The sequence below is a fragment of the Agrobacterium sp. 5Ca39 genome (assembly GCF_055382365.1).
In genome coordinates this window covers 1,713,546-1,737,753 of sequence record NZ_AP026436.1, presented here as the reverse complement: position 1 = coordinate 1,737,753, position 24,208 = coordinate 1,713,546, and the positions used below count along the sequence as shown (strand labels likewise).

Below are 24,208 nucleotides of genomic sequence, written 5' to 3'. Positions count from 1 at the left end.
ACCCATATGTTTGCGACAAAAAAACGGATCGGGCGATCTGACGTGGTTGAACAACGCCGAATTTTGGAAAGTGTTGCTTCTTGGCCGTCCTATTTGGCCGAAGCGATCCATTTCCGCCAGTTTTTCTCGCTTCCGGCAAAGACGTTGATGTCGGTCGGGCCATTTACGCCGGGTACGACGCCTGTTGCGGTGTATTGCCAGAAGGCCCATTGCCGGTCTTCATAGATCTTGGTCGGATGCGCGGCGACGGACCGCACCCAGAAATGATAGTCCTTGAACTGGCCGACGAGATTGTCGCGGTGGAAATCAACCGAGGTATAGATAATCGGACGTTTGCCGTAATGGGCTTCGATGCGGTCGAGGAAGCGCTGCATTTCGGCGCGTACGATGCCGGGAGCCGGGCGCGTCTTGCAGGTGGGGGAGGCAGGGTTCCACTCCACATCGAGGACCGGTGGCAACGTAACGGCGTCCTTCGGCACGTTGCGAATGAACCAGTCGGCCTGCGCGTCTGCCGTCGAGCAGAAATAATAGAAGTGGTAAGGCGCATGCAGAATATTCGCGGCTGCGGCGCTGCGCCAATGGTCGCCGAATTTCGGATCGATTCGATCCGACCCCTCCGTTGCCTTGATGAAGACGAATGACACGCCCGACTTGCGCACGGTCTGCCAGTCGACATCGCCATTCCATTTGGACACGTCGATGCCGTGCACCTCATGGCGGTGCGGGTTGTTGACGCCGAAATCCTGCGGGTCGGTATCGGAAAATTTTGGCTTGGATACGGACGCGGTTTCGAGCAGATCGTAACTCGTGGAGGTGCAGCCGCCGATCAATAGCAAAGCCGACAATAGTGCCGATAAACGCAGCCGCATTGGAACCCTGATGAAAATATTGCCCCTATACGGCCGCCAAAACGGCGCGCCGTATCTCCCGATTTACGCATAACATGGTAAACAAACTGATATGGCAAGTGGCAACGTGCTTTTTGCACCCGACAGTCGCTGGATTTTGAAGCGATTTGCGCATTCATCGCCGAATAAGGCGCTGCAGGAGCCTTGACGGTGACGCCCCTCGGCGCTGCGCGGGGTCCGTTCTGCCCTCTGGAATCAGGCCTCGGCCAGGATGCGGTGGATTTTCGGTTGCGGCGCTTCAGTGACCGGAAGGGTAATGACAGCCCGCCAGGCGTAACCACGGGCGATTTCCTCAAATTCGAGGTTGCCATCAAAACGGCCTGCCATATTGGCCAGAACATAGCGAAGATTGGCGCGGGGCGTAACATGGAAGCGCGTGAGCCAGCCGTGCAGGAGCGTGCGGAACCACTTCGGCAGCTGTTCCTGCTGGCCAAAATCGACAATATGCAGCGCGCCACCGGGTTTCAGCGCCTTGAGCGCCTGTTCCACTGCCTTTTCCCAGTCCGGTATCATCGACAGCGCATACGGAATCATGACCCGGTCGAACCCGTCGGGCTGACCGAACTCGGAGGGGCGGAAAGCGGTGGCGTCGGCCACGCGCAAAATCGGGCGTTCCGCCCTGCCGGCGAAATTCTCGGCTGCGGTCAGCAGCATTTCGGCGGAGATGTCGAGGCCGAATAGTTTGGCGTCAGGAAACCTGCGGCCGGCCAGCAGCAGGTTGCGACCGGTGCCGCAGCCGACTTCCAGGAGCGTGCCGCCCTTTGGTACGTTCAGGCCGGAAATGGTCCGGTCGCGGCCAAGAAGGTAATATTTGCGGGTGATATCGTAGATATGTCGCTGGTGGCGATACATGCGGTCCATCAGGCTCGCATGTGCACTATCTGCAAGACTTACATTCTCACCGACGGTTTTCATGCCATAGCCCTCTGGTAAATATGGAAACCGCCATAAATGGCCGAGCGGTCCAAGGCGTTGAGCTCGCTGGAGCGCTCTTCCAGATAGACCCACTGATTACGGATATCGGGGGAAAGCCGGCCTTCGATCACGCTCTTTTCGGCTGCGGTGCGGAAGATGACGCGGGCGCCTGATGCGGCGGTGCGGCTGATCTGTGACCACAATTCGTTGAGCTGCACATCCGTCATCCAGTCCTGCGCGTCCAGGAGGATATAGCGGTCGACGGCGCTTGCCGGCTTTTTGGAGAGAAGCTCGGTGTAGGTGGCGTGATGCACGGCGACGCGCGCCGTATTGTTGCGGATTGTCTCGTAATATTCCGACTTGAGATAGGCGGGCAAAGAGCCTTCATGCGGCTCCGGATAACGGCGTGCAAAGGCCTGCCAGGCAAAATAATTGTCGCTCAACGGAAAGTTGCAGGCGAGTTTTTCCAGCCGCTGCTTCAGAACCGAGGCAACCGTGCCGTCATCGGAAAGGCTTGCCAGTTCGTCATATTGGCGGGGCGGTATGCCGAGACCGAAGAGGGAGCTTTTGCGTTTCGTCAACCAGCGGACCACCTTCTTGTCGAAGAGCGGCGCGACCTTGCTGTCGAAAAACCGGCGCTGTTCTTCGATAGTGCGGGTCTTGGCCATTTCGGTGAGCTTCACACCGTGCAGCCTGGCCATGAGATGGCCTGCGCCGATGAAGCGTCCGAGCAGGCCGGTGTGATAGATGTTCCTGTCAAACACCGAAATGCGACGACGGCCGGAAAGCGTGCGCTTCGACCAGTAAGCCTTGGTCGTGGCATCAAGATGTTCGGCGATGAAGCGATCGTAACCGTGGCTGTTGCTGCGCATATTGGCGCGGCCGAAGTGACGCACCACGTCCTGATGGGCGGGCAGATGGCGGAAGGCGGCGAGCTTCAGCTTGTTCAGCGCAATGTGATGCGGATTGAGGTCAACCACGTCGATGCTGGCCGGGTTGCGCGAGAGATACGCCAGCATGTTGCAGCCGCCGGAACCGATAGTGACGATACGGTGACCTTCGCCCAGCTCCATCGCCTCCATGTCGATCTCGGGATCTTCCCAGATTTGCGGATAGACGAGGCCAGAGAAAAGAACGCCGAAGAACCGTTCGGAGAGGCCGCTTTTCGAGAGCGCCTTGTGCTGGAGCAATGCGGACTTCAGTTTTGTGTTCTTGCTGAAGCCGGTCTTGGGTGCCGCACTCGTCATTTGTTCACCTCTCAGTCGATTGAGAGGCGTCTACAGCCGTGACGCTACAGTTTGATGACAGGGGCTGTGGGCGAAGGCGGGGAATGATGGAGACGCTGGAAAACCAGACGGGGCCGGCAGTGCGGGACACAAAGAACCGCCCCACCGACGGATGGGGAGGCAACTGGCGCCGCTACGGATACGTCGCCTCGGGCTCGTCCCGAGGATCTGCACGTCCTGATATTTGCGAGGTTTTCAAATCCTTGGGACAAAACCAGGGATGGCGAAAGGAAAATGCCCGACGCTCAAGGACAAACGGCTGCACCGCGCTCAGAGCGACGCCAGAGGCGATCACTTGCGCAGAACGTGCAGCATGCCCTTGCGTTTTGCATCGTAATAATAACCGCGCGCGTAAAGCCTGACGGCGTTGTCGCGGTCGTTGCCCGCCACCACCCATGCGCCGCGTAAATATTTGACGGCGTATTTGAGATTGGTTTCGGCGTCGAACAGGCCCGAGGCGGGGCCATCGAAGCCCATGGAGCGTGCCGTAGCGTGCCTGATCTGCATCAGGCCGAAGTTACCGCTGTTATAGGCGCCGGGATTATACCGGCTTTCGCGCTGCACCACGCGATGAACCAGGTCTTCCGGAACATCATACATGCTGGCGTATTTGGAAATCAGCCCGCTCAGTTTTTCGCGTCCGGCAGGTGGCGTATTAAGCGGCGCAGTCATCGCTTCATTCTGCCGGATGGCGGCAAGGGCGGCGTTGGTCGGTCCGGCGGCATAGGCGAGAACGGTGCTGTCCGGCTTGGGCAGCGGAATGACTTTGCGTTCGGCCGTCAGTTCGGTGCCGATGGAGGGTGAGCCGGGCGGCGGCGGTGCCGGCGGGAAGCTGCCCTTGACGGCAACCACCTGCGGCAGATCGGCCGCGGCATTATGGGAGGCAGGTTTGGCCGTCGCAGCCGCCGTTTCGATGGCTGCCGCCGCGGGAGCGGCGCTTGCCGGTGCGAGTGCTGCGGCCGCGGTGGGTGCAGATGCCGCCACGGCGGCTTGGGCGACCTCGGTCTGCTGCGGCTGCATCTGGGCAGTGATCGCAGCGGCGGCAGCTATTTCGGTAGCCGGCGGCAGCGCCACGCGTCCGCCCTTGACGGCGACGGCTGTGGGAAGTGCTGCTGCCTGAGAAGAGGCTGCGGTTTCGGCGGTCTGAACCGATGCAGCTGTCGGGGTTGCTGCTGCGGCCTCGGTCGCTGCCGGCTGCGCGGATGTCGACGCAGGAGTGGTTGCGGGGTTGACCGTTGCGATTTTAGGGCCGTTTGGCCCATCTTTCGCGGTATATTCGACGCTGGTGCATGCGCTCAATGCCAGTGCCAGACCCACGGTGGAAGACAGAAGAAGTGTCCTTCTTCCGCGGAATTTGCCCGAATTTCGCATGTTGCCGCCTTCGTTATGCCTGTCTTTCGATACCCCCGCGTCGAGCGAAGCAGGCAGTGTCCCGTCGAGCTTCATTAACCTATTGTAAGGAAAGCGGCAAGCCGGGAGGCGACTTGCAGTGTTTCAGGCCGCGATGCGCCTGTATCCGGCGCTGACCGCGCGGCCGGAAATGAAGTGCGTGCGGTACTTCTGGCGGATTTTCTTGTCGCCAGACATGCGCCGCACCAGTGCCAGAGTCGATTCGGGAAACAGCCCCTGCACGATGAGAATGGCCAGAGCCAGAAGCAGGACTACGGCCTGCGCCACGGCAAACGTCTCTACCGCATTGCCGGTGGTGGAGATGAATTGCGGCAACAGCGCCAGGAAGAAGGTGAAATAGCGCGGCCTCAGGGCGGCGGTTGCGTAACAATCTCGGAACGTTCCGCTCCCGGACTTGCCAGCCAGATTGTCATTATCGGCATTGGCCGCCTGGGCGGCGGGAGTGGCGAAAGTCCACAGGAAAAACAGCATCAGCCAACCGAGCCCGGCCCATTGCACGATTTCCACGAAAGACTGCGGCATATAGGCAAAGCCGGCCACAGGAATGGCTGAAATCGTCATGGCGGTTACGATACCGAGAGCGCCGCCGCTGACGGAAGCCAAAAGCGTCTTTTTGCCGCGGATGGCGGCATAAGAGGCGACAGAAAATACAAGGGGAGAGGGGAGTGCGAACACCACGGCACATGCTGCGCAAAAAATCAGCCAGGCCTGTCCAGACATTCTCTTCCTCCTTGCCCTCCCTGTCGCCGTCTTATTTTAGCCTACCGTAAAATCAGGCCGCTGTGAACGGCTGACCGACATGTTCCATCACTTCGGTAAACCATTTGGCAGAGAGGTCGAAATGCTTTCCGCCCTTGATACGCGGAAATTCGATGGTCCGCAATTTGCCATTCTGGTCTTCGTCGTGGCCGGTGACACCGGAGACCTTGTTGAGTGCGCTTTCCACGGCGAGATCGACCATGCCCTGGATGAGGCGCAGATCGTCACCATTGGCGGGGGCAGAGCGGGCGAAATAGCCCGATTTTTGCACCATGGAGCGTTCTGCGCCGATGAGGCTGGCAAACTGCTTCTGGAACCAGCCGCCGACATTGATCGTGTCGATCTTCACATGGCCGAAGGCATCGCGCTTTACCGCTTCGCCGGAAGCCTCGCGTTCAGCGACGATGGAATCGAGACCGGCACCTTCGGAGACGAACAGCGTGACGTAGCCGTGTCTGTCCATGATTTCCTTCAGGCGCTCGGCTTCCGCTTCGATGTCGAAGGCCATTTCCGGCAGGTAGATGCCGTCGATGTTCTTCATCTGCGTGTTCATCATCAGGCCTTCGACATATTCGTTGCCGTTGGTCTTCTGGATATAGGCACGGGCGGTGGCCGCCGTCAGCCAGCCGCAATGGCGGCCCATGACTTCGTGGATAAGGAAGGTTTTGGGGGCTGCGCTCTGCTCGTTGCTGACATTGTCGAAGAAGGACGCGCCGACTTCGGCGGCCGTCCAGGCGCCAAGCGACTGCTTGATCGGAACCACGTCATTGTCCACCGTCTTCGGCAGACCGACGACGGTGAGGTCGTAGCCGTTGGCGCCGAGATAGGCGGCGAGGTCCGCTGCGGTCGTATTGGTGTCGTCACCGCCGATGGTATGAAGAATGGTGACGCCGTCGGCCGCCAGCCGCTCGGCAGCGACACGAAGCGGATTATCGCCTTCCTTGACGAGGCCGCGCTTGGCGCAATCGGCGGCGTTGGTAAGCTTGACGCGGCTGTTGCCGATCGGCGAGCCGCCGTAACGATGCAGCAGATGCGCCTTTTCCCGCATGTCTTTGCTGATTTCGATTCGATCACCCAGAAGCACGCCCTGATAACCGGAGCGGTAAGCGATGATATCGATCTCAGGCGCTATATCGCTGTATCGTTCGATCAGGCCGCCCACGGCCGAAGAGAGACAGGGCGCAAGGCCACCCGCGGTCAGCATTGCGACTTTCTGTTTGGCCATCATGGCTCTCCTTTTGCGTATACTCAAACACATGTCTGGACATGTCTGGCAAATGGATGCGACAGCCGCGTGTAGGTGTAAAGTGAATTTATCAAGAAAAACGCCGATTTCTCGCGCTTTTTCAGCGGCTTGACCTGACCGGGCGAATATAATCGTTTCAATAGGCCCATTGCGGACACGGGCCCAGTGCCCTGTGGAAAACTCGGAGTTCCGTTCACCCCGCTATCTTGTTCCTGAAGCAAAACTGTCGCAAAGATGAATAAAAGTTAATGCCGCTTACTCGCTGTGGATATTGCATTCGCGGCAATATCCCGTCATGCTTGCGGTCATGATGTTCGATTTCGCCTGTTTGCAAATTTCATCCCTGTGGGAACGGCTGCTCGGCGCAATCGGCGACGCGGCAGGCAACGCGCTTGGTCGCGTGGTGGAAGCCATCCGCACCCTGTTCGAAGGTGATCCGGAAACGCGCCGCAAGGTCTCTTTTTCCGTGGCCATCATCGCGCTTTCCGCCAAGATGGCGAAGGCCGACGGCATCGTCAACGATGCCGAGGTGCGGGCCTTCAGGCAGATTTTCGATTTTCCGGAAGAAGAAGCCAAAAACGTTGCCCGTCTTTATAACCTCGCGCGTCAGGACGTTGCGGGTTACGAAGCCTATGCGGAGCGGCTTGCCGGTCTTTGCGGTTCCGGTCACGATAATTGCGAGATGCTGGAAAGCGTCATCGACGGCCTGTTTCATATCGCCAAGGCGGATGGCCTGATCCACGAGCGTGAGCTCGCCTTCCTCGGCCGTATCGCGGAAATCTTCCATATCACCGAAGATCATTTCGAAACGATCATGGCGCGGCATGTGCATATGGATGGGCGCGATCCCTACCGCGTGCTCGGTGTTTCGCCGTCCGACGACTTCCTGGATATCCGCAAGCGTTACCGTTCGCTGGTGGCGGAGCATCATCCCGACAAGCTCATCGCCCGTGGCGTTCCCATGGAATTGCATGCGGCTGCGAATGAGCGTATGGCGGCTCTCAACGCCGCCTATGCGGCCATCGAGAAAGAACGCCGCGTCGCATGAGTGAATGCCTGCCGGATTTTACCCCGGATTTCGGGGGCGCAACTGTTGCGCCTTCGCCTAATCACGGCGAGAGGATCGGCGTGCCCGGTCCCGATATCATTCTTCTTCATTATACCGGCATGACGACAGCCGATGGCGCTCTGTCGTGGCTCTGCAATCCCGAAAGCCAGGTATCGAGCCATTACTTTGTTTTCGAAGACGGGCGCATCGTCCAGCTTGTGCCGGAGACCCGACGTGCATGGCACGCGGGAAAAAGCTCCTGGGCCGGGGACGAGGATATCAACTCCCGCTCCATCGGCATCGAAATCGCCAATCAGGGTCATCCCGGCGGGCTGCCGGAATTCCCCATGGAGCAGGTGGAAGCCGTCATCGAATTATGTCGCGATTGCGGCCAGCGGTGGCATATCGCCCCTGAAAGGGTGCTTGCCCACTCGGACGTGGCGCCGATCCGCAAGGTCGATCCGGGCGAAAAATTCCCGTGGGACATCCTGTCGCAGCACGGTGTCGGCCATTGGGTTGAACCCGCGCCAATCCGCGGCGGGCGTTTTTTCCAGCGCGGCGACCATGGCCAGCCCGTCGAAGCGCTGCAGTCGATGCTGTCCATCTATGGTTACGGCGTTGAAATAACGGGCAATTATTGTGAAAAAACCGAGGGCGCCGTGGCGGCGTTCCAGAGGCATTTCCGGCCCGCACTGGTGGATGGCATTGCGGATTTTTCCACCATTGACACCCTGCACCGGCTGATTGCCAACCTGCCGAAATTTTCGGTCGCCTGAACGCAGTTTCTGGAAAACGAATCCCGGTTTGCCGCGCTCCGCAAGTCGCTTTTTTTGGGTTGCCACAGTTAATCCGCATTGAGGAAGTTTAAGAACAGCACTGTATGCGGTGACGTTCTTCAGGGGAACCTGCCGTCAATATCAATCAAGGAGACCGGACAGCGGAGAGTCGCGATCGACTTTCCGGGCGTTGACTAATTGTGCCGATTCATTGTTCCGGTCCTCCGATCTGGAGACTTTTTCTACATATGAACAGGGTTGTTGTTGCTGTCGTAGTGGGTATTGCTGTACTCGCTTCGCAGGCGGGGATTGCTTTTGCCAAAGATGAAGACGTGAAGACCAAGACCGTGACGCTGGAGAATTTCTTCCGCAAGCCCGGTTATCCCATGCCAGAAAAGAGCCTGCCTTCTTCGCTCAGGAACGATTATTCCGATCTGATCGTCAAATATGCCAAGCGTTACGGCGTTCCCACCAATCTGGCGCATGCCGTGGTTTCGGTTGAAAGCAAGTTCAACCCCAAGGCTCGTGGCAGCGCCGGCGAGGTCGGGCTGATGCAGATCAAGCCGGCAACGGCGCGGATGATGGGTTATCGCGGCACGACCAAGGCGCTGTACGACCCCGAGACCAATATTCGCTGGGGCATGCAATATCTGGCGACGGCGCATCAGTTGGGCGGCGGTCAGGTTTGCAGCACGATCCTGCGGTACAATGCCGGCCATGGCGCAACCCGCATGAACCCGGTCTCCAAGCGTTATTGCGGCAAGGTGCAGGCGCTGCTGGCCGGCTGAGGCCTCCATCGTCTGAGAAATTGCGAAAAGCGATTCCGCTTCCACCCGGCATGCTGTAGTCAGAAGCAAAGCTGATACGGAGCATGACATGCCGGATTTCAAATATATCGTCGTCGGGGCCGGGATGATGGGAGCGGCTGCGGCGCGGCATCTCTCAGTGCAAACGGATGACGTGGCGCTGATCGGCCCGGGCGAACCCGCCGATCGCAAGACCCATAAAGGCGTGTTCTCAAGCCATTACGACGAGGCGCGCATCACTCGCGGGTTTGACGGCGATCCCGTCTGGGCGGAACTGGCGCAACGTTCCATCCACCGTTATGCCGAGATCGAGGCTAAGAGCGGCATCCGCTTTTTCACCGAAGCGGGCTGCCTGTTCACCGGCAACGGCAAGGGTCTTGCCGGCGATTATGTCTCGCGCGCCCTTTCCTCGGCCGACCGTCTAGGCCTTGGCATAGAGACGCTGGGCCATGATGTGCTTGCCGACCGGTTTTCGATGTTCTCCCTGCCAGCCGATCACGGCGGTTATTTCGAGGCGCGGAATGCCGGTCACGTCAATCCACGCGCCCTGGTGAAAGCGCAGTGCGCCATTGCGGAAGCGCAGGGCGCACGGTTGCTGCGCGAGACGGTGGCGCATATTCGCGATACCTCCCGTGGCGTTGAGGTTTCGACCCGCGAAGGGGCCATCCACACCGCCGAAAAGGTCATCGTAGCCGCCGGCGGTTTTACCAACATGGCAGAACTTCTTCCATCGCCGGTCGATATGGCGGCAACGGGCCGAACCATCGTGTTTTTCGAGTTGGATGAGGCAAGGCAGGCCCTGTTTGGAGCGATGCCATCCACCATCGTCCTCGCGGAGACCGAGGACGACATCGTCTACATCCTGCCGCCGGTGCGTTATCCCGACGGCAAGGTCTATCTGAAGATCGGCGGCGAGAGCGAGAAGGGCAGGCTGGAAACGCTGGCTGACGCGGTTGGCTGGTTCCATTCGGACGGCACGCCTGAGGAGGTGGAGTTTTTGAAGAAGCGGGCGCTATCACTGATGCCGGAGCTTGCCGGCTGCCCCGTGACCTCCGGCTCCTGTGTCGCCTCCATCACCCGCAGCGGCTATCCCTACATCGGCTATACGCAATCTTCCAACATCGCGGTTCTGACCGGCGGCAATTTCGTTTCCGCCAAATCTTCGGACGAAATCGGACGGCTGGGAGCCGTGCTGCTTTTGAACGGTCAGCTGGCAGAGGATGAGTTCGCCGCCGAAATGGCCCCGGTTTTCGTCTGACATTTTCGGGCGAAGCGGCTAAAAGGTTTCGACGGAAGTAAGCGGGTAGAGAGGGCGGCATGGCGGGACATTTCAAATATATCGTCGTTGGCCGCGGCATGATGGGCGCCGCCGCCGCCCGCCATCTGGCCGAAACAGTGGATGGCGTCGCGCTGATCGGTCCCGGTGAGCCTGCAGATATAAAATCGCATCAAGGCGTCTTCGCCAGCCATTATGACGAGGCGCGGATTACCCGCACCATCGATGGCGATGCCGACTGGGCGTTGCTCGCTAACCGTTCCATTGCACGTTATGGCGATATTGCCACACGCAGCGGTGTCGAGTTTTACGCGCCGGTCGGCTGCCTGATGGTTGGACCTGAGCGGGGCGGCGCCAATCCCTTTGTCGATGATGTTCTGAAGGCGGCGGCTCGGCTCGGGGTTTCCACGGAACTCCTGGATGACCAGAGCCTGAAAAGCCGCTTTCCCTATTTCTCCTTCGAACAGAGCTGCGAAGGCGTCTTCGAGAGGGATAATGCCGGTTACGTCAATCCCCGCGCGCTGGTGAAAGCACAGGCCATAATGGCGGAAAAGGCGGGTGTTACGCTGATCGACGATATCGTTGTTTCCACCCGGGAAGAAAGTGGCCGGGCATCGGTTCATACGGCATCAGGTGCGGTTTACACCGCAGACCGGGTGTTGGTGGCGGCTGGCGGCTTCTCGATTACCAAAGATCTGTTGCCCCAGCCGGTAGCGCTGGATGTCTATGCACGCACCGTTGCTTTCTTTGAGATAGATGAGGGTGATCTGGATCAATATGCCGGCATGCCGTCGCTGATCTACGAGCCGCGCGACACGACAAAACATATCTATCTTCTGCCACCCGTCCGCTATCCCGATGGCAAATTCTACCTGAAGATTGGCGGCGATCCCGATGACAAGCGGCTCGGCAGTGATCCGGAAATCCGGGAATGGTTCCGTTCCGGCGGACGTGAAAGCGTGCGGGATCATCTCGCTGACATCGTCGGAACGCTGGTGCCTGCCATCGATCTCTCGCGTGTCTCGATGGCCGCCTGTGTCGTCTCCAAAACCGGCAGCGGTTATCCCGCCATTGGTTTCACAGCCTCGCCGCGCATCGCCGTTCTGACCGGTGGTAACGGCATGGCGGCCAAGAGCTCCGATGAGATCGGACGGCTTGGCGCGTTGCTGCTACGAGACGGAGAAATCGCCGACGGTGCTTTCTCGACGGATTTCAAACCCGCATTTCTTTAATCTTGGCCGTCGCTTTTCGGTGGCTTTCGCTGCGGAACATGGTTATGCAGCCCATGCCAGTTGGCCGGGCAGCCGCGCTTTACCAATGTCGAAAGACGGTAAGGTGAGGAAAGTCCGGGCTCCACGGAAATACGGTGCCGGATAACGTCCGGCGGGGGCGACCCCAGGGAAAGTGCCACAGAGAGCAAACCGCCATGCGCTCCGCATGGTAAGGGTGAAAGGGTGGGGTAAGAGCCCACCGCGCTTCTGGTAACAGCGGCGGCAAGGTAAACCCCACCGGGAGCAAGACCGAATAGGGATGACACGGGGCGGGCGAAAGCCCGTTCACAGCCGGTTTCCGGGCCCGTCATCCGGGTGGGTTGCGCGAGGCGGCATGCAAATGCCGTCCCAGATGAATGGCTGCCACGTTCCGGGTCAAACCGGGGCCATACAGAACCCGGCTTACAGGCCAACTGGCGAATTTTCCTTCCGAATTTCGGCGAGGATCATCCCTCGATGATGTGGGGAACGTAACGGGAGAGATTTGCCGTGATGGGCGAGGCGTCCTCCCTGATGCCGAGCCCGCAGGGTCGGTCGGCGACGATCCAGCTGCCGAGCACGGCGTATCCAAACTCGCTCTTGAACAAAGGCGCGTAGGCTTGAAAAACATATCCTTCCTGACCGTAACCGCCTGGCGCCGAGAATATCTCCCGACCGTTTTGGTAAAGGCTCACATTTTCGCCTTCACGCGAGAGAAGTGGCTTCACCACGTAATCCCGTAGTTCATTTGTTGCCGGATCGTCGACGAAGAAACTCGGTAGCAGATTTGGGTGATTGGGGTGGCGCCGCCAAAGCATGGGCAGCAGGCCTTTGTTCGATAACACGGCCTTCCATGCCGGTTCGACGAAAACGCCACTTTGTTCGGGCAACTGGGCGGCGAACGACTCGCGTAACATATATTCCCAGGGATAAAGCTTGAAGCAGCGCTCGATGACACGACTTTGGAGGTCGGCATAACGCCCGCTCGCATCGATGCCTATATCCCTGATGTCGAGAAACTGGGCGCGGTGGCCGGCCTGAATGGCGCAGTCCATAAGGTAAATCGCCGTGCCGCAATCTTCTTGATCCTCGCTCACCGCCGCGAAATGGAAAATCCTGTCTTTCGAGAATTGCCCGAAGGCCTCGATGAGAGCCTCCTGAACCGAGTTGAATTGGTCTGTTTGCATCGGCAGGTTTCCAAGGGCAACCTGATCCGTCAGCCAATTATACTGAAAATATCCCGTTTCGAAGACGGATGTGGGCGTGTCGGCGTTGTATTCGAGCAGTTTTGCAGGGCCGCGTCCGTCATAGGCAAGATCGAAACGACCATATAGGTGCCGGTCACCCCGCCGCCAGGAATTCCGGATCATATCATGATGATCGCGAGGAATGGCGAGGCAGGCCAGTGCCTCCTCGCTGTTTACGATGTCGGCGACCAGATCCATGCACATATCGTGCAGAACCTGGCTCGGCTCTTCGATCTCGCGCTCGATTTCATCGAGCCCGAAGCAATAGGCAGCATCATCCACCCAATAAGGCTCGCCATGCATTTCATGAAAGGAGAAGCCAACCGCATTGGCTTTCTCGCGCCAATCCGGGCGCGGCGGAACTGTGATGCGCCGCATGTCAGCTTCCGGAGAAGGAGTGGCCGCCAAATCCGCCACGGCCCTTGACGTTCGTTTTGGCGTTGAGCGTCTTGACGTCATTTGCCAGCGCGCCGCTTGGACCGCCTCCGAACGAGCCGCCGTTCTGTTCGCCCGCTCTCACATCCGGCGTGACGAGATCGCCGTTGCGTTTTCGATAGGCCGACATCGCGCCTGAGGAACCCGATGTGCCGTTTTTCTGTCGGCGTCGATACTCGCTATAGTCAGCAAAGTTCTCGACGGACCGAGGCATCACAAATCCGGCTGGTGAAGGCGTGAAAACGCCGGTGCCGGTGGGGTTGGTGGAATTGAGATTTTGCTTCAGCTCAGAGCAGTTTCCCGCACCGTATTCCATCTCGCACGCGACCATATTGCGAAATCTCGGTGCGGTTGCGAGGTGATGTTGGCTGGCGTCTTCGGATGCCGCCTGGCAAGCCTTGGGATAAACACCTGAGGCGAGGCATTTTTCCACTGAGGTATAAAGTACCTCTTCGTCCGGTGAAAAAGCCATAAAGAGGCCTATTGCGGCAATCGTACCGAGCGCAAGACGCGGATGTTCTGTCACGTCCAAATACATGTCCGTTCCTCAATAGGCCATGCAGGCGGCGTTCAGAATCCCGATGACCACAGCGATGCCGCCACTCCAGAGCCCGGCCGCCACATTGTCCTCGGTTATCTTGAGGTGCAGGTCGGTCATGCTGAGCTTGGCGATGTAGAATGCAAGAACCTGAACCAGCAACCCGATCACTGCCCAGATCACATAGTCGGGAAGGCTGACGGAGTTGGCAGCCGCCGAGGCCAGCGGCAGGCTGAAGCCGATCAACGCCCCCAAAAAGGCGACGACGGCGGCAATGTTGCCGGCCTTGATCAACTCTCCTTCGCGATGGGGAGTAAGGCGGGTGTAAACGGCGGAAAAAGCTGCGAGGCAGAGCAGGCTGGTCAGAAAATAACTTATGAAGGCAGGCAAGCCTGCCACGTAATTCAACATCATTATCTCACAATGAAAAACACAACTTCAGAAATCAAAATCAATTGAAAGTTTAAAAAGTCAAGCCTCGCCGTGTTGTTGTTGAGGGAGAATGACGGTTCTGGCTGAAGCGCACACGTGTGTCGCTCCGGCACAAACCGGGCCGCAGCAATTGATCTGTCGCAAAATGCTATGGATGGTCGATGCCTACCGGCTGCGGTTTTCCCGGGCGGCGTCAGCGCACTTGAGAGATTTAATTGACGTGTGTTCCGCATGAACTGGCAAGCATTTGTTTCTCAATCGGAAAATGGGCACGTTGGCCCAGGCTTTCATCGTTTTGATGTCGTATCGGTTCGCAAAGTAAACCATTCGTTAAACTTAACGGCTTATGAATTTCCGATGCGAAGGCGGTATCGTGCCGGCTTCATCCCATTGACGCCCATAGTGTCCCATGGTATCCCAAATGCACACCACATTGGGTCGTGTTTTTGACCCGCAATCGCTGAAACGAGTGAGGAGCCTGCAAGGGGCTGCTGCAGGGCACGTCGCCCTGGCGCTTGGCGATGTGTCGTGCGTACCGGTGTCGGCTGCAGGGCGGATGAATCGCTTTGCGGCATGCGGTTTTGGCGAGTTGGGTAATGGACCGCTTTTTATCGAACGTGACGAACAGGATCGACGCCAAGGGGCGCGTTTCGGTTCCGTCTCCGTTTCGTTCGGTGCTGGCGAAGCGCGGCATTCAGGAGCTTTATTGTCTCCAGGATTTTGCGTTTCCGGCAATCAGTGTCGGCGGTCCGGATCTGCTGGAGCGCTACGAGCGGCAGATAGCGTCCATGGATGCCTTCTCGCCGGAAGCGAACGCAATGTCGCTGCTGGTTCACGGCGGCGGTGTTTTCATGAAGCTCGACCAGGAAGGTCGATTGATGGTGACGGATTTTGTGCGGGAATTCACCGGCATCTCTACCGAGGTCACCTTTGTCGGACGAGCGGATCATTTTCAGCTTTGGCAACCGGATGCGTTTTTGGCGGCGCAGGCGGAAGCAAGAACGGGGCGCGGTTTTTCGGCTGCTCGCCCCGCCTAGGACGGGGACAGTCAATGGCGGCGAATTCTGGCGGACGATCTTCTGATGCCGATGGCGGACCTCAGCGCCATATCCCCGTGCTGCTTCGTGAAGTCATCAGCGCGCTTGAACCCGCCCCCGGCAAAATTATTCTGGATGGCACTTTCGGCGCCGGCGGCTATACCCAGGCCATTCTCGATCGCGGCGCAAATGTCATCGCACTAGACCGCGATCCAACGGCGATCTCCGGCGGTCAGGCAATGGTCGCAGCCAATGGCGACCGGCTTTCGCTCATCCAATCGCAATTTTCCGATCTCTCGAAACATGCGCCCGAGGGCGGCCTTGATGGCGTCGTTCTCGATATCGGCGTATCCTCCATGCAGATCGACGAGGCCGAGCGCGGTTTTTCCTTCCAGAAAAACGGCCCCCTCGACATGCGCATGTCCGCTTCCGGCGTTTCGGCGGCCGATGTCGTCAACCGCGCCAAGGTTGGCGATCTCATCCGCATCTTCGGTTTTCTCGGCGAAGAAAAGCAGCCGGGTCGCATTGCCCGCGCTATCGAGAAGAGGAGGGCGGAAGAGCCTTTCCGCACCACCCGCGATCTGGCGGGCCTGATCGAGATCGTCACGCCACGGAAAGCCAAGGACAAGATTCATCCGGCAACGCGGGTGTTCCAGGCGCTGCGTGTTTTCGTCAATGATGAGCTGGGTGAGCTGGCGCAGGCATTGTTTGCCGCCGAGCAGGTTCTGAAGCCCGGCGGTCGGCTGGTCGTCGTCACCTTCCATTCGCTGGAAGACCGTATCGTCAAGAAATTCTTCTCCGACCGTTCGGGCAAGGCAGCCGGTTCCCGGCATCTGCCGATGGTGGAGGACAAGCCCTCCATTTTCGAGAATATCGGCAAGCCGATGATTGCTGCCAGCGACGAGGAGGCGGAGCTTAATCCGCGGGCTCGTTCGGCCAAGCTCCGCGCTGGCCTGCGCACCACGGCACCGGCGCGCGCTGCGGATTTCTCGATTTTCGAGCTTCCCGATCTCGCCAGCCTTGAAAAGATGGGAGGCTGATATGCTGCGCACTTTCGATGTCATCTTGATGGGGGTCATGGTCGCTGCGGCGGTCGTGACCTATTCGATCAAGCACAAGGCCGATCTCAAGCTTGAGGAGGTCCGCAAGCTGGAGGCGGAAATCAAGCTTGAGAAAGATACGATCGATCTCCTGCGCGCTGACTGGGCGCTGCTGACGCAGCCGAACCGTCTGCACCGTCTCGTCAATGCCTATCAAACGGAACTCGGTCTTTCGCCGACACTGCCGACGCAACTGGCGCAGCCGCGCGAGCTGCCGATGCTGCGTTCGCAATTGCCGCAGCCTCCCGAGCCTGAAGGCATGAGCGTCGAGGATGTCATCGCCGCTGCCGTCAATGGCTCCAAACCCGGCGCGACGCTGGGTGGCGCTTCCAAGCCAAAATCACCGCCGGCAGGCCAGATTGCCGTCAACGGCGTGCCGGTGCCTACGCCGCGTGCCCGTGTTTCTCGCCCGGCACCGGGACCCGTGCCCGTTGCCTCCGCCACCGCCGGTGATGAAACCGACATGGACGACACGATAACAGGATCGGTGAACCGCTGATGTCTTTTCTCTCCCGCGCCATGGTTTTGAAGAGCAAGGCTCACTTTTCCGCCAGCACGACCGGCATCCACACCGATCATGCGGCGTTTGAAGGCGCGCGCAAGAAGCGCGCGGCGCAGGCGAAAAGCCGCGTCGGCCTTCTCATTTTCGGTTTCGTCGCCTTTTACGCCGTCGTCGGCGGCCGTCTGGTGCAATATGGCATGGCAGAGCAGGAGACGGTGTCGAGCATCGCGCCGGCCGACAGGCTGATGGCGTCGCGCCCTGATCTTCTCGACCGTAACGGCGAGGTGCTGGCCACCGATATCCGCACCGTCTCGCTGTTTGCCGAGCCCCATCGTATCGTCGATATTGACGAGGCCATCGAAAAGCTGCGCACCGTCCTGCCGGATCTCGACCAGCGTACGACCTATCAGAAGCTCTCCTCCAATTCGCGGTTCCAGTGGCTGCGCCGCCAGTTGACGCCGAAGCAGCAGAGCCAGATTCTCGCGCTTGGTATTCCCGGCATTGGCTTCCGTCCGGAAAAGCGCCGCTTCTATCCCGGCGGGCCGACCGCAGCGCATGTCGTCGGTCACGTTAACATCGACAACCGCGGTGTTGCCGGCATGGAGCGTTACGTCGACAGCCAGGGTCTTGCCGATCTCACGGCGCTCGGCATGACGAGCGATCAGCCGCTCGAGCCTGTAAAGCTTTCCATCGACCTGCGCGTGCAGTCCATCGTGCGCGAAGTCGTGACTTTGGCCATCACCAAGTTCCAGGCGATCGGCGCCGGTGCCGTGGTTCTGGATGTGCATACCGGCGAAGTGCTGGCCATGGCCTCGGTGCCGGATTACGATCCGAACAACCCGGCCGAAGGCGCGAAAGAAGGCTGGCTCAACCGCATGTCGAACGGCACGTTCGAAATGGGCTCCACCTTCAAATCCTTCACCATTGCCATGGGTCTTGATTCCGGCCGTGTCCGCCTCGGTGATATGTTCGACGCGCGTTACCCGATCCGCATCGGCGGCTTCACCATCAAGGACTTCCACGGCAAGGGCCGCATGCTCTCAGTGCCGGAAATCTTCCAGTTTTCGTCCAATATCGGTACGGCCAAGATTGCCGATACCGTTGGCACCGAAGGGCACAAGGAATTCCTGACGCGGCTTGGTCTTCTCACCCGCATGCAGACCGAACTGCCTGAAGTGGCGCTGCCTTCGCAGCCGCGTGAGTGGAAGAAGATCAACTCCATCACCATCTCCTTCGGCCACGGCGTTTCAACCACACCGCTGCAGACGGCGGTTGCCGGTGCGGCACTCGTCAATGGCGGCAAACTCATCGAGCCGACCTTCCTGCCGCGCACCCGTGAACAGGCGGATCAGGTGGCAAAGCAGGTGCTGAAACCCGGCGCCAGCAAGGATATGCGCTTCCTCTTCGAATGGAACGGCGTCAACGGTTCAGGCCGAAATGCGCGCGTCGATGGGTTCAACGTCGGCGGCAAGACCGGCACGGCCGATAAGGTCGTCAACGGCCGTTATGTGCACGACAAGAACTTCAACGCCTTCCTGTCGGCTTTCCCGATGGATGATCCGCAATATGTGGTGCTGTCCTTCATCGATGAACCGAAGACCGACAAGGGCAATGGCGCGGCACTCGCCGGCACGTCCGCAGCACCCATGGTGCACGATATCATCAGCCGCACGGCGGCGGTGCTGGGCGTGAAGCCGAAGTTCGGCAAGGATGGCTCGGCCTTGCTCGTGTCTTATTGATTGTTAGCTTATGATGTTCCGGCGATTCGTGCCGGGGGGACAAGACGGAAACAGTCGATGAATTTGCGAGATATATCCGGAAATGCGTTTCCGGAATTGAAAGAATTGCTCCTGTCTGAGATCGGGGCGATCGAAATCGGGGGGATCACCGCAGACAGCCGCAAGGCTGCGCCGGGCAGCCTCTTCGTTGCGGTTCCTGGCACCAAGGCTGATGGTGCGACCTATGTGAAGGACGCGGTTGCCAAGGGGGCCGTTGCCGTTGTTTCCGGGCACGCGGTGGAAGCCGAAGTGCCGGTTCTGGTCGTGACCGACCCACGCCTTTATCTCTCCCTTGCCGCCTCCCGCTTTTACGGAAAACAACCGGAAACCATGGTCGCCGTCACCGGCACCGCGGGAAAGACCTCGGTTGCCTCCTTCGTGCGGCAGATCTGGGCTTTCGCCGGCCATGCCGCAGCCCAGATCGGCACAACCGGTGTCATCGCTCCCGGCCGGGAGGATTATGGCGCGCTGACGACGCCCGATCCGGTGACGCTGCATGCGCTTCTGGCCGAGCTTGCGAGCGAGGGCGTCACCCACGCGGCGATGGAAGCTTCCAGCCACGGTCTTGACCAGCGCCGCCTCGATGGCGTGCGCCTTTCTGCCGCCGGCTTTACCAATCTTGGCCGCGACCATATGGATTACCATCCAACCGTCGAGGATTACATGGCCGCGAAGATGCGGCTTTTCGATACGCTGATGGAAAAAGGCGCTCCCGCCGTGATCTTCGCCGACGATCCTTGGTCGGACAAGGCGGTTCATGCGGCGCGCGAAGCGGGTCTCGATGTCCGCACCGTCGGACGGAACGGGCAATATCTCGCTTTGAAGCGCGTTGAGCATTTCCGCCACAAGCAGATGATCGAAGTGCATCATGACGGCGTCATCCACGAAGTCGATATCCCGCTCGCGGGTGATTTCCAGGTGGCCAATGCGCTTGTTGCCGCCGGTCTTGCCATGTCGACGGGTGTTCCCGCCGCAACGGCGCTCAAGGCGCTCGAAAAGCTTGTCGGCGCTGCCGGCCGTCTCGAATTAGTGGGACAAACGAAAAACGGCGCGCTTGCCTATGTGGATTACGCCCACAAGCCCGATGCGCTGGAAAACGTGCTGACCTCGGTCCGGCCCTTCACCTCCGGCCGCATCATCACCGTTTTCGGCTGCGGCGGCGACCGCGACAAGGGCAAACGCCCGATCATGGGCGAGGTCGCGACCCGTCTTTCCGACATCGTCATCGTCACGGACGACAATCCGCGCTCGGAAGACGCGGCGACGATCCGCTCCGAGGTGATGGCGGCGGCGCCCGACGCTCTGGAAATTGGCGACAGGTCCGAGGCGATCCGCCATGCGGTATCGATGCTGTCGCATGGCGATACGCTGATCGTCGCGGGCAAAGGGCATGAAGAAGGGCAGATCGTTGGCTCCGTGACACTGCCTTTTTCCGATCATGAACAGGTGCGCACTGCACTGGCAGCGCTGGAAGGATCGAAAATTTGAGCTGGTTATGGACAGTCGCCGATATGATCGCCATCACCGCAGGACGCCCGGTGGGCAACCTGCCGACAGGAATCACCGGCATTTCCATCGACAGCCGGACGGTGAAGCCGGGTGAAGCTTTCTTCGCCATCAAGGGTGATCGTGTCGACGGTCACGACTATACGAGTTTCGCGGTTGCCAACGGGGCAGGACTTCTGGTCGTTGCTGAAGCCAAGCTGCCAGCGCTCGGCCGCCTGACGGTGCCGATGATCGTGGTCGAAGATGTTCTTGCAGCCCTTGGCAAGCTTGCCATCGCGGCGCGTCAAAGAACATCGGCGCGCATCATCGCGGTGACGGGCTCGGTCGGCAAGACGACGACGAAGGAAATGCTGCGGCAGGCGCTCGCGCCATCGGGCCGGGTGCATGCGGCGGTGGCTTCCTTCAACAACCATTGGGGTGTGCCGCTGACGCTTGCCCGCATGCCCGCCGATACTGAATTCGGCGTGTTCGAAATCGGCATGAACCATTCCGGCGAAATCCGGCCTTTGGTGAAGATGGTCCGCCCGCATGTGGCGATCATCACCACCATCGCGCCCGCCCATCTCGGCAACTTCAACAACATCGAAGAGATCGCCGCCGCCAAGGCGGAGATTTTCGAGGGCGTGGAGCAGGGCGGTTCCGTCATCCTCAATCGTGACAATGCCCAGTTCGAGCAGCTTGAAGAGGCGGCGCAGGAGCAGGGCATCGAACACATCCTGACCTTCGGTCAGCATGCCAAGGCGGATTTCCGCCTCGCGGATTTCGAGAGCACGACGACTGGCTCGACGATCTGGGCGATCCTGAACGGCGAAACCAGCGAACTGCATCTCAACATTCCGGGCCGGCACATTGCGGACAATGCGATGGCGGTGCTTGGCGCCGTGGCGATCACGGGCGCCAATCTCGACCGCGCTTTCGAAGCGCTGGGATCGCTTGAGGCGGTGAAGGGGCGTGGCCAGCGCCACCATCTGCAGATCAACGGCGGCTCCTTCCTTCTGATCGATGAAAGCTACAACGCCAATCCTGCCTCGATGCGGGCGTCGATCGCGGTGCTGGCGGAAACGCCGACGCAGGGCCATGGCCGTCGCGTTGCCGTCCTCGGCGACATGCTGGAGATGGGCGAATTTTCGGCGCAACTACATGAGGAATTGGCCGGGCCATTGCTTGCGGCGGGTATCGAACATGTGTGGCTGGCAGGCGAGGCGATGGCCGCTTTGCGCGACGCGCTGCCTGACAGCGTCACCGTCATCTGGTTCCCCACGACGGCGGAACTCACCGATTTCGCCCTGCAATGGGTGCAACCGGGAGACGCGCTGATGGTAAAATCGTCACTTGGCCTCGGTTTCGGCAAGATTGTCGCCGCCCTGCTTGACAAGTATCCGGCATTCCCCGAGACGGAACGCCAAGTCTGAAATAGCCTTTTGAAAGGGCAATTATGCTGATCTGGCTCGTCGAACTGTCGGATAAAATTCAAATCTTCAACCTGTTCCGGTACATCACCTTCCGGGCGGGGGCGGCGATGTTCACCTCTGCGTTGATCGTCTTCCTGTTTGGACCGGCCATCATCAATTCGCTGCGCGTGCGTCAGGGCAAAGGCCAGCCGATCCGCGCCGATGGGCCGCAGACGCATTTCAAGAAAGCCGGCACTCCTACCATGGGCGGGTTGATGATCCTCGCCGGCATTCTCGGCGGTTCGCTTCTGTGGGGCGACCTGTCGAATGTCTATGTGGTCGCGGTCTTGATGGTGACGCTTGGTTTCGGAGCCATCGGCTTCTACGACGATTATCTCAAGGTCACCAAACAGAGCGACAAGGGTTTTTCCGGCAAGGCTCGTCTCGGCATCGAATTCCTGATCGCGGCGATTGCCGTGTTCTTCATGATGAAGATGGCGCTTGCCTCGGCACCGCATGGCGGCACGCTCGGCAGCTCCATCGCTTTTCCCTTTTTCAAGGAATTTGTGATCAATCTCGGTTATTTCTTCGTGCTCTTCGGTGCTTTCGTCATCGTCGGCGCGGGTAATGCGGTGAACCTGACCGACGGTCTTGATGGTCTCGCCATCGTGCCGGTCATGATCGCGGCCGCCACTTTCGGTGTGATCGCCTATCTCGCCGGTAACGCCGTTTTTGCCAATTACCTGCAGATCAATTTCGTGCCCGGCACGGGTGAACTCGCCGTTATTGTCGGCGCCGTTATCGGTGCCGGCCTCGGTTTTCTGTGGTTCAATGCGCCGCCCGCGGCCATCTTCATGGGCGATACGGGTTCGCTCGCGCTGGGTGGCCTGATCGGCTCCATCGCAGTCGCCACCAAGCACGAGATCGTCATGGTCATCGTCGGCGGTCTCTTCGTCATGGAAACCCTGTCGGTCATCATCCAGGTCTTCTGGTTCAAGCGCACCGGCAGGCGCGTCTTCCTGATGGCGCCGATCCATCACCATTTCGAGAAAAAGGGCTGGACGGAAAGCCAGGTGGTCATCCGTTTCTGGATCATCTCCGTTGGCCTCGCGCTGCTTGGCCTCGCTACCCTGAAGCTGAGGTGAGCGATGATCCCGGTCACGTCGTTTAAGGGTAAGAAAGTCGCTCTCTTCGGGCTCGGCGGTTCGGGTCTTGTCACGGCCCGGGCGCTGGTCGCCGGCGGTGCCGACGTCGTGGCTTTCGATGATAATCCTGACAGCGTTGCAAAGGCCGAGGCCGAGGGCATCAAGACGGCGGATCTTCGGACGATTGACTGGTCGAGTTTCTCCTCCTTCGTGCTGGCACCGGGCGTGCCGCTGACGCATCCGAAGCCGCACTGGTCCGTCGATCTGGCGAAAGCCTCCGGCGTCGAGATCATCGGCGATATCGAGCTCTTTGTCCGAGAACGTCGCGCCCACGCGCCGGATTGCCCCTTCATTGCGATTACCGGGACCAACGGCAAGTCGACCACCACGGCGCTGATCGCACATATTCTGAAATCGGCTGGTCGCGATACGCAGCTCGGCGGTAATATCGGCACGGCAGTGCTTAGCCTCGATCCGCCGAAGGCGGGACGCTTCTACGTTGTTGAGTGCTCGTCCTACCAGATTGACCTGGCGCCCACGATCAATCCAACAGCCGGCATTCTTCTCAATCTCACCCCCGATCATCTCGACCGGCACGGTACGATGCAGCACTATGCCGACGTCAAGGAACGGCTCGTTGCCGGCAGCGGCACGGCGATTGTCGGTGTCGATGACAGCTACTCGACGCTGATTGCCGATCGCGTTGAGCGTGCCGGCGTCAGGGTCGAGCGCATTTCCAAGCGCAATGTTGTTTCCGAAGGTCTTTATGCCGAGGGCAGCCGCATCCTGCGGGCGCATGGGGGAACTTCGTCGTTACTGGTCGATCTCGACGGTATCCAGACGCTTCGCGGCAGCCACAATGCGCAAAATGCGGCGGCGGCAATTGCGGCCTGCCTTGCAGTCGGTGTTTCCGAGGATGAAGTTTGTGCAGGTCTCAAATCCTTCCCCGGCCTCAAGCATCGCATGCAGCCGGTTGGCCGACGCGGCAATGTCACCTTCGTCAATGACAGCAAGGCCACCAATGCCGATGCGGCGGCACCTGCGCTTTCGAGCTTTGACCGCATTTACTGGATTGCCGGCGGTCTGCCGAAGGCCGGCGGGATTGCCAGCCTTTCACCGCTTTTCCCGCGCATTGCAAAAGCCTATCTGATCGGCGAGGCGGCGGCGGAATTTGCAGCGACGCTCGGTGAAGCGGTGCCCTATGAAATATCCGGCACCCTGGACAAGGCCGTGCAGCATGCGGCGGCGGATGCGGAAAAAGACGCGACGCCCGGCAATATCGTGATGTTGTCCCCGGCTTGCGCAAGCTTCGATCAATATAAGAACTTTGAAGTCAGAGGTGATTCGTTTGTCGCGCAGGTCGCGGCGCTCGATGGCATGACGATGCTCGTTCACTCTGGAAAAGGGGGCTGAAGGC

Annotated in this window: 22 protein-coding genes and 1 other RNA gene; 14 read left to right on the top strand and 9 right to left on the bottom strand. The window is 59.5% G+C overall.

Features of this window, described 5'->3' with window-relative positions; all coding sequences use genetic code 11:
• Window positions 1–89 precede the first annotated feature (89 nt).
• The 6 genes from ACZ47E_RS08755 to ACZ47E_RS08730 all read right to left on the bottom strand — a co-directional run bounded on the left by ACZ47E_RS08755 (window position 90) and on the right by ACZ47E_RS08730 (window position 6,503).
• Complete coding sequence (locus ACZ47E_RS08755; RefSeq protein WP_004442823.1) at window positions 90–869, bottom strand: glycoside hydrolase family 25 protein; 780 nt, start codon at window positions 867–869, stop codon at window positions 90–92.
• A 234-nt stretch (window positions 870–1,103) separates the two neighbouring features.
• Window positions 1,104–1,823: a class I SAM-dependent methyltransferase gene (locus ACZ47E_RS08750; RefSeq protein ID WP_184288304.1), complete on the bottom strand. Its 720-nt coding sequence runs from the start codon at window positions 1,821–1,823 to the stop codon at window positions 1,104–1,106.
• Window positions 1,820–3,070, bottom strand: coding sequence for a BtaA family protein (locus tag ACZ47E_RS08745; protein ID WP_184288307.1), 1,251 nt, complete (start codon window positions 3,068–3,070; stop codon window positions 1,820–1,822). The genes ACZ47E_RS08750 and ACZ47E_RS08745 overlap by 4 nt, the downstream gene beginning before the upstream one ends.
• 330 nt (window positions 3,071–3,400) lie before the next feature.
• Complete coding sequence (locus tag ACZ47E_RS08740) at window positions 3,401–4,480, bottom strand: lytic transglycosylase domain-containing protein (protein WP_278066892.1); 1,080 nt, start codon at window positions 4,478–4,480, stop codon at window positions 3,401–3,403.
• 123 nt (window positions 4,481–4,603) lie between these two features.
• Window positions 4,604–5,239, bottom strand: coding sequence for a LysE family translocator (locus ACZ47E_RS08735; RefSeq protein ID WP_113381187.1), 636 nt, complete (start codon window positions 5,237–5,239; stop codon window positions 4,604–4,606).
• Between the two features lie 52 nt (window positions 5,240–5,291).
• Window positions 5,292–6,503 carry a pyrophosphate--fructose-6-phosphate 1-phosphotransferase gene (locus tag ACZ47E_RS08730; RefSeq protein ID WP_278066891.1) on the bottom strand — a complete coding sequence of 404 codons (1,212 nt, stop codon included), beginning with the start codon at window positions 6,501–6,503 and terminating at the stop codon, window positions 5,292–5,294.
• 328 nt (window positions 6,504–6,831) lie between these two features.
• Between ACZ47E_RS08730 and ACZ47E_RS08725 the strand changes: the two genes are divergently transcribed.
• The 6 genes from ACZ47E_RS08725 (at window position 6,832) to rnpB (ending at window position 12,122) form a co-directional block, all read left to right on the top strand.
• On the top strand, window positions 6,832–7,572 hold the full coding sequence (locus tag ACZ47E_RS08725; protein ID WP_034498855.1) for a J domain-containing protein: 741 nt from the start codon (window positions 6,832–6,834) through the stop codon (window positions 7,570–7,572).
• Window positions 7,569–8,348, top strand: a complete 780-nt coding sequence (locus tag ACZ47E_RS08720) for an N-acetylmuramoyl-L-alanine amidase (protein ID WP_072494644.1) — start codon at window positions 7,569–7,571, stop codon at window positions 8,346–8,348. Before ACZ47E_RS08725 ends, ACZ47E_RS08720 begins: the two co-directional genes overlap by 4 nt.
• Window positions 8,349–8,596: 248 nt before the next feature.
• The gene (locus ACZ47E_RS08715) at window positions 8,597–9,136 is read left to right on the top strand and encodes a lytic transglycosylase domain-containing protein (protein ID WP_004442810.1); all 540 of its coding nucleotides are present in this window, start codon (window positions 8,597–8,599) and stop codon (window positions 9,134–9,136) included.
• A gap of 88 nt (window positions 9,137–9,224) precedes the next feature.
• Complete coding sequence (locus ACZ47E_RS08710) at window positions 9,225–10,412, top strand: FAD-dependent oxidoreductase (RefSeq protein ID WP_278066890.1); 1,188 nt, start codon at window positions 9,225–9,227, stop codon at window positions 10,410–10,412.
• A 59-nt stretch (window positions 10,413–10,471) separates the two neighbouring features.
• Complete coding sequence (locus tag ACZ47E_RS08705; RefSeq protein WP_278066889.1) at window positions 10,472–11,662, top strand: NAD(P)/FAD-dependent oxidoreductase; 1,191 nt, start codon at window positions 10,472–10,474, stop codon at window positions 11,660–11,662.
• A 56-nt stretch (window positions 11,663–11,718) separates the two neighbouring features.
• Window positions 11,719–12,122, top strand: an RNA gene (gene rnpB, locus ACZ47E_RS08700) — RNase P RNA component class A.
• 25 nt (window positions 12,123–12,147) lie between these two features.
• On the opposite strand, the gene ACZ47E_RS08695 is transcribed toward rnpB, so the two are convergent.
• Genes ACZ47E_RS08695 through ACZ47E_RS08685 form a run of 3 tightly spaced genes read right to left on the bottom strand, consistent with a single transcriptional unit; the run spans window position 12,148 to window position 14,311 of the window.
• Window positions 12,148–13,305 carry a glutathionylspermidine synthase family protein gene (locus tag ACZ47E_RS08695; RefSeq protein ID WP_278066888.1) on the bottom strand — a complete coding sequence of 386 codons (1,158 nt, stop codon included), beginning with the start codon at window positions 13,303–13,305 and terminating at the stop codon, window positions 12,148–12,150.
• 1 nt (window position 13,306) lies between these two features.
• Window positions 13,307–13,900: a DUF1190 domain-containing protein gene (locus ACZ47E_RS08690; protein WP_278066887.1), complete on the bottom strand. Its 594-nt coding sequence runs from the start codon at window positions 13,898–13,900 to the stop codon at window positions 13,307–13,309.
• Window positions 13,901–13,909: 9 nt separating this feature from the next.
• Window positions 13,910–14,311 (bottom strand): DUF350 domain-containing protein, encoded by a 402-nt coding sequence (locus ACZ47E_RS08685; protein ID WP_278067469.1) that lies wholly within the window; start codon window positions 14,309–14,311, stop codon window positions 13,910–13,912.
• A gap of 617 nt (window positions 14,312–14,928) precedes the next feature.
• Here ACZ47E_RS08685 and mraZ point away from each other — a divergent pair.
• The 8 genes from mraZ to murD are packed head-to-tail and all read left to right on the top strand — an operon-like array spanning window position 14,929 to window position 24,204.
• On the top strand, window positions 14,929–15,369 hold the full coding sequence (gene mraZ, locus ACZ47E_RS08680) for a division/cell wall cluster transcriptional repressor MraZ (RefSeq protein ID WP_278066886.1): 441 nt from the start codon (window positions 14,929–14,931) through the stop codon (window positions 15,367–15,369).
• 14 nt (window positions 15,370–15,383) lie between these two features.
• On the top strand, window positions 15,384–16,409 hold the full coding sequence (gene rsmH / locus ACZ47E_RS08675; protein ID WP_278066885.1) for a 16S rRNA (cytosine(1402)-N(4))-methyltransferase RsmH: 1,026 nt from the start codon (window positions 15,384–15,386) through the stop codon (window positions 16,407–16,409).
• Window position 16,410: 1 nt separating this feature from the next.
• Complete coding sequence (gene ftsL / locus ACZ47E_RS08670) at window positions 16,411–16,968, top strand: cell division protein FtsL (RefSeq protein WP_278066884.1); 558 nt, start codon at window positions 16,411–16,413, stop codon at window positions 16,966–16,968.
• Window positions 16,968–18,710 (top strand): peptidoglycan D,D-transpeptidase FtsI family protein, encoded by a 1,743-nt coding sequence (locus ACZ47E_RS08665; protein WP_278066883.1) that lies wholly within the window; start codon window positions 16,968–16,970, stop codon window positions 18,708–18,710. Before ftsL ends, ACZ47E_RS08665 begins: the two co-directional genes overlap by 1 nt.
• A 57-nt stretch (window positions 18,711–18,767) precedes the next feature.
• Window positions 18,768–20,237, top strand: coding sequence for a UDP-N-acetylmuramoyl-L-alanyl-D-glutamate--2,6-diaminopimelate ligase (locus tag ACZ47E_RS08660; RefSeq protein WP_278066882.1), 1,470 nt, complete (start codon window positions 18,768–18,770; stop codon window positions 20,235–20,237).
• Window positions 20,234–21,667: a UDP-N-acetylmuramoylalanyl-D-glutamyl-2,6-diaminopimelate--D-alanyl-D-alanine ligase gene (locus ACZ47E_RS08655; RefSeq protein WP_004442800.1), complete on the top strand. Its 1,434-nt coding sequence runs from the start codon at window positions 20,234–20,236 to the stop codon at window positions 21,665–21,667. Before ACZ47E_RS08660 ends, ACZ47E_RS08655 begins: the two co-directional genes overlap by 4 nt.
• 23 nt (window positions 21,668–21,690) lie before the next feature.
• On the top strand, window positions 21,691–22,791 hold the full coding sequence (gene mraY, locus ACZ47E_RS08650) for a phospho-N-acetylmuramoyl-pentapeptide-transferase (protein WP_003522196.1): 1,101 nt from the start codon (window positions 21,691–21,693) through the stop codon (window positions 22,789–22,791).
• Window positions 22,792–22,794: 3 nt separating this feature from the next.
• Complete coding sequence (murD, locus tag ACZ47E_RS08645; RefSeq protein ID WP_278066881.1) at window positions 22,795–24,204, top strand: UDP-N-acetylmuramoyl-L-alanine--D-glutamate ligase; 1,410 nt, start codon at window positions 22,795–22,797, stop codon at window positions 24,202–24,204.
• Window positions 24,205–24,208 lie beyond the last annotated feature (4 nt).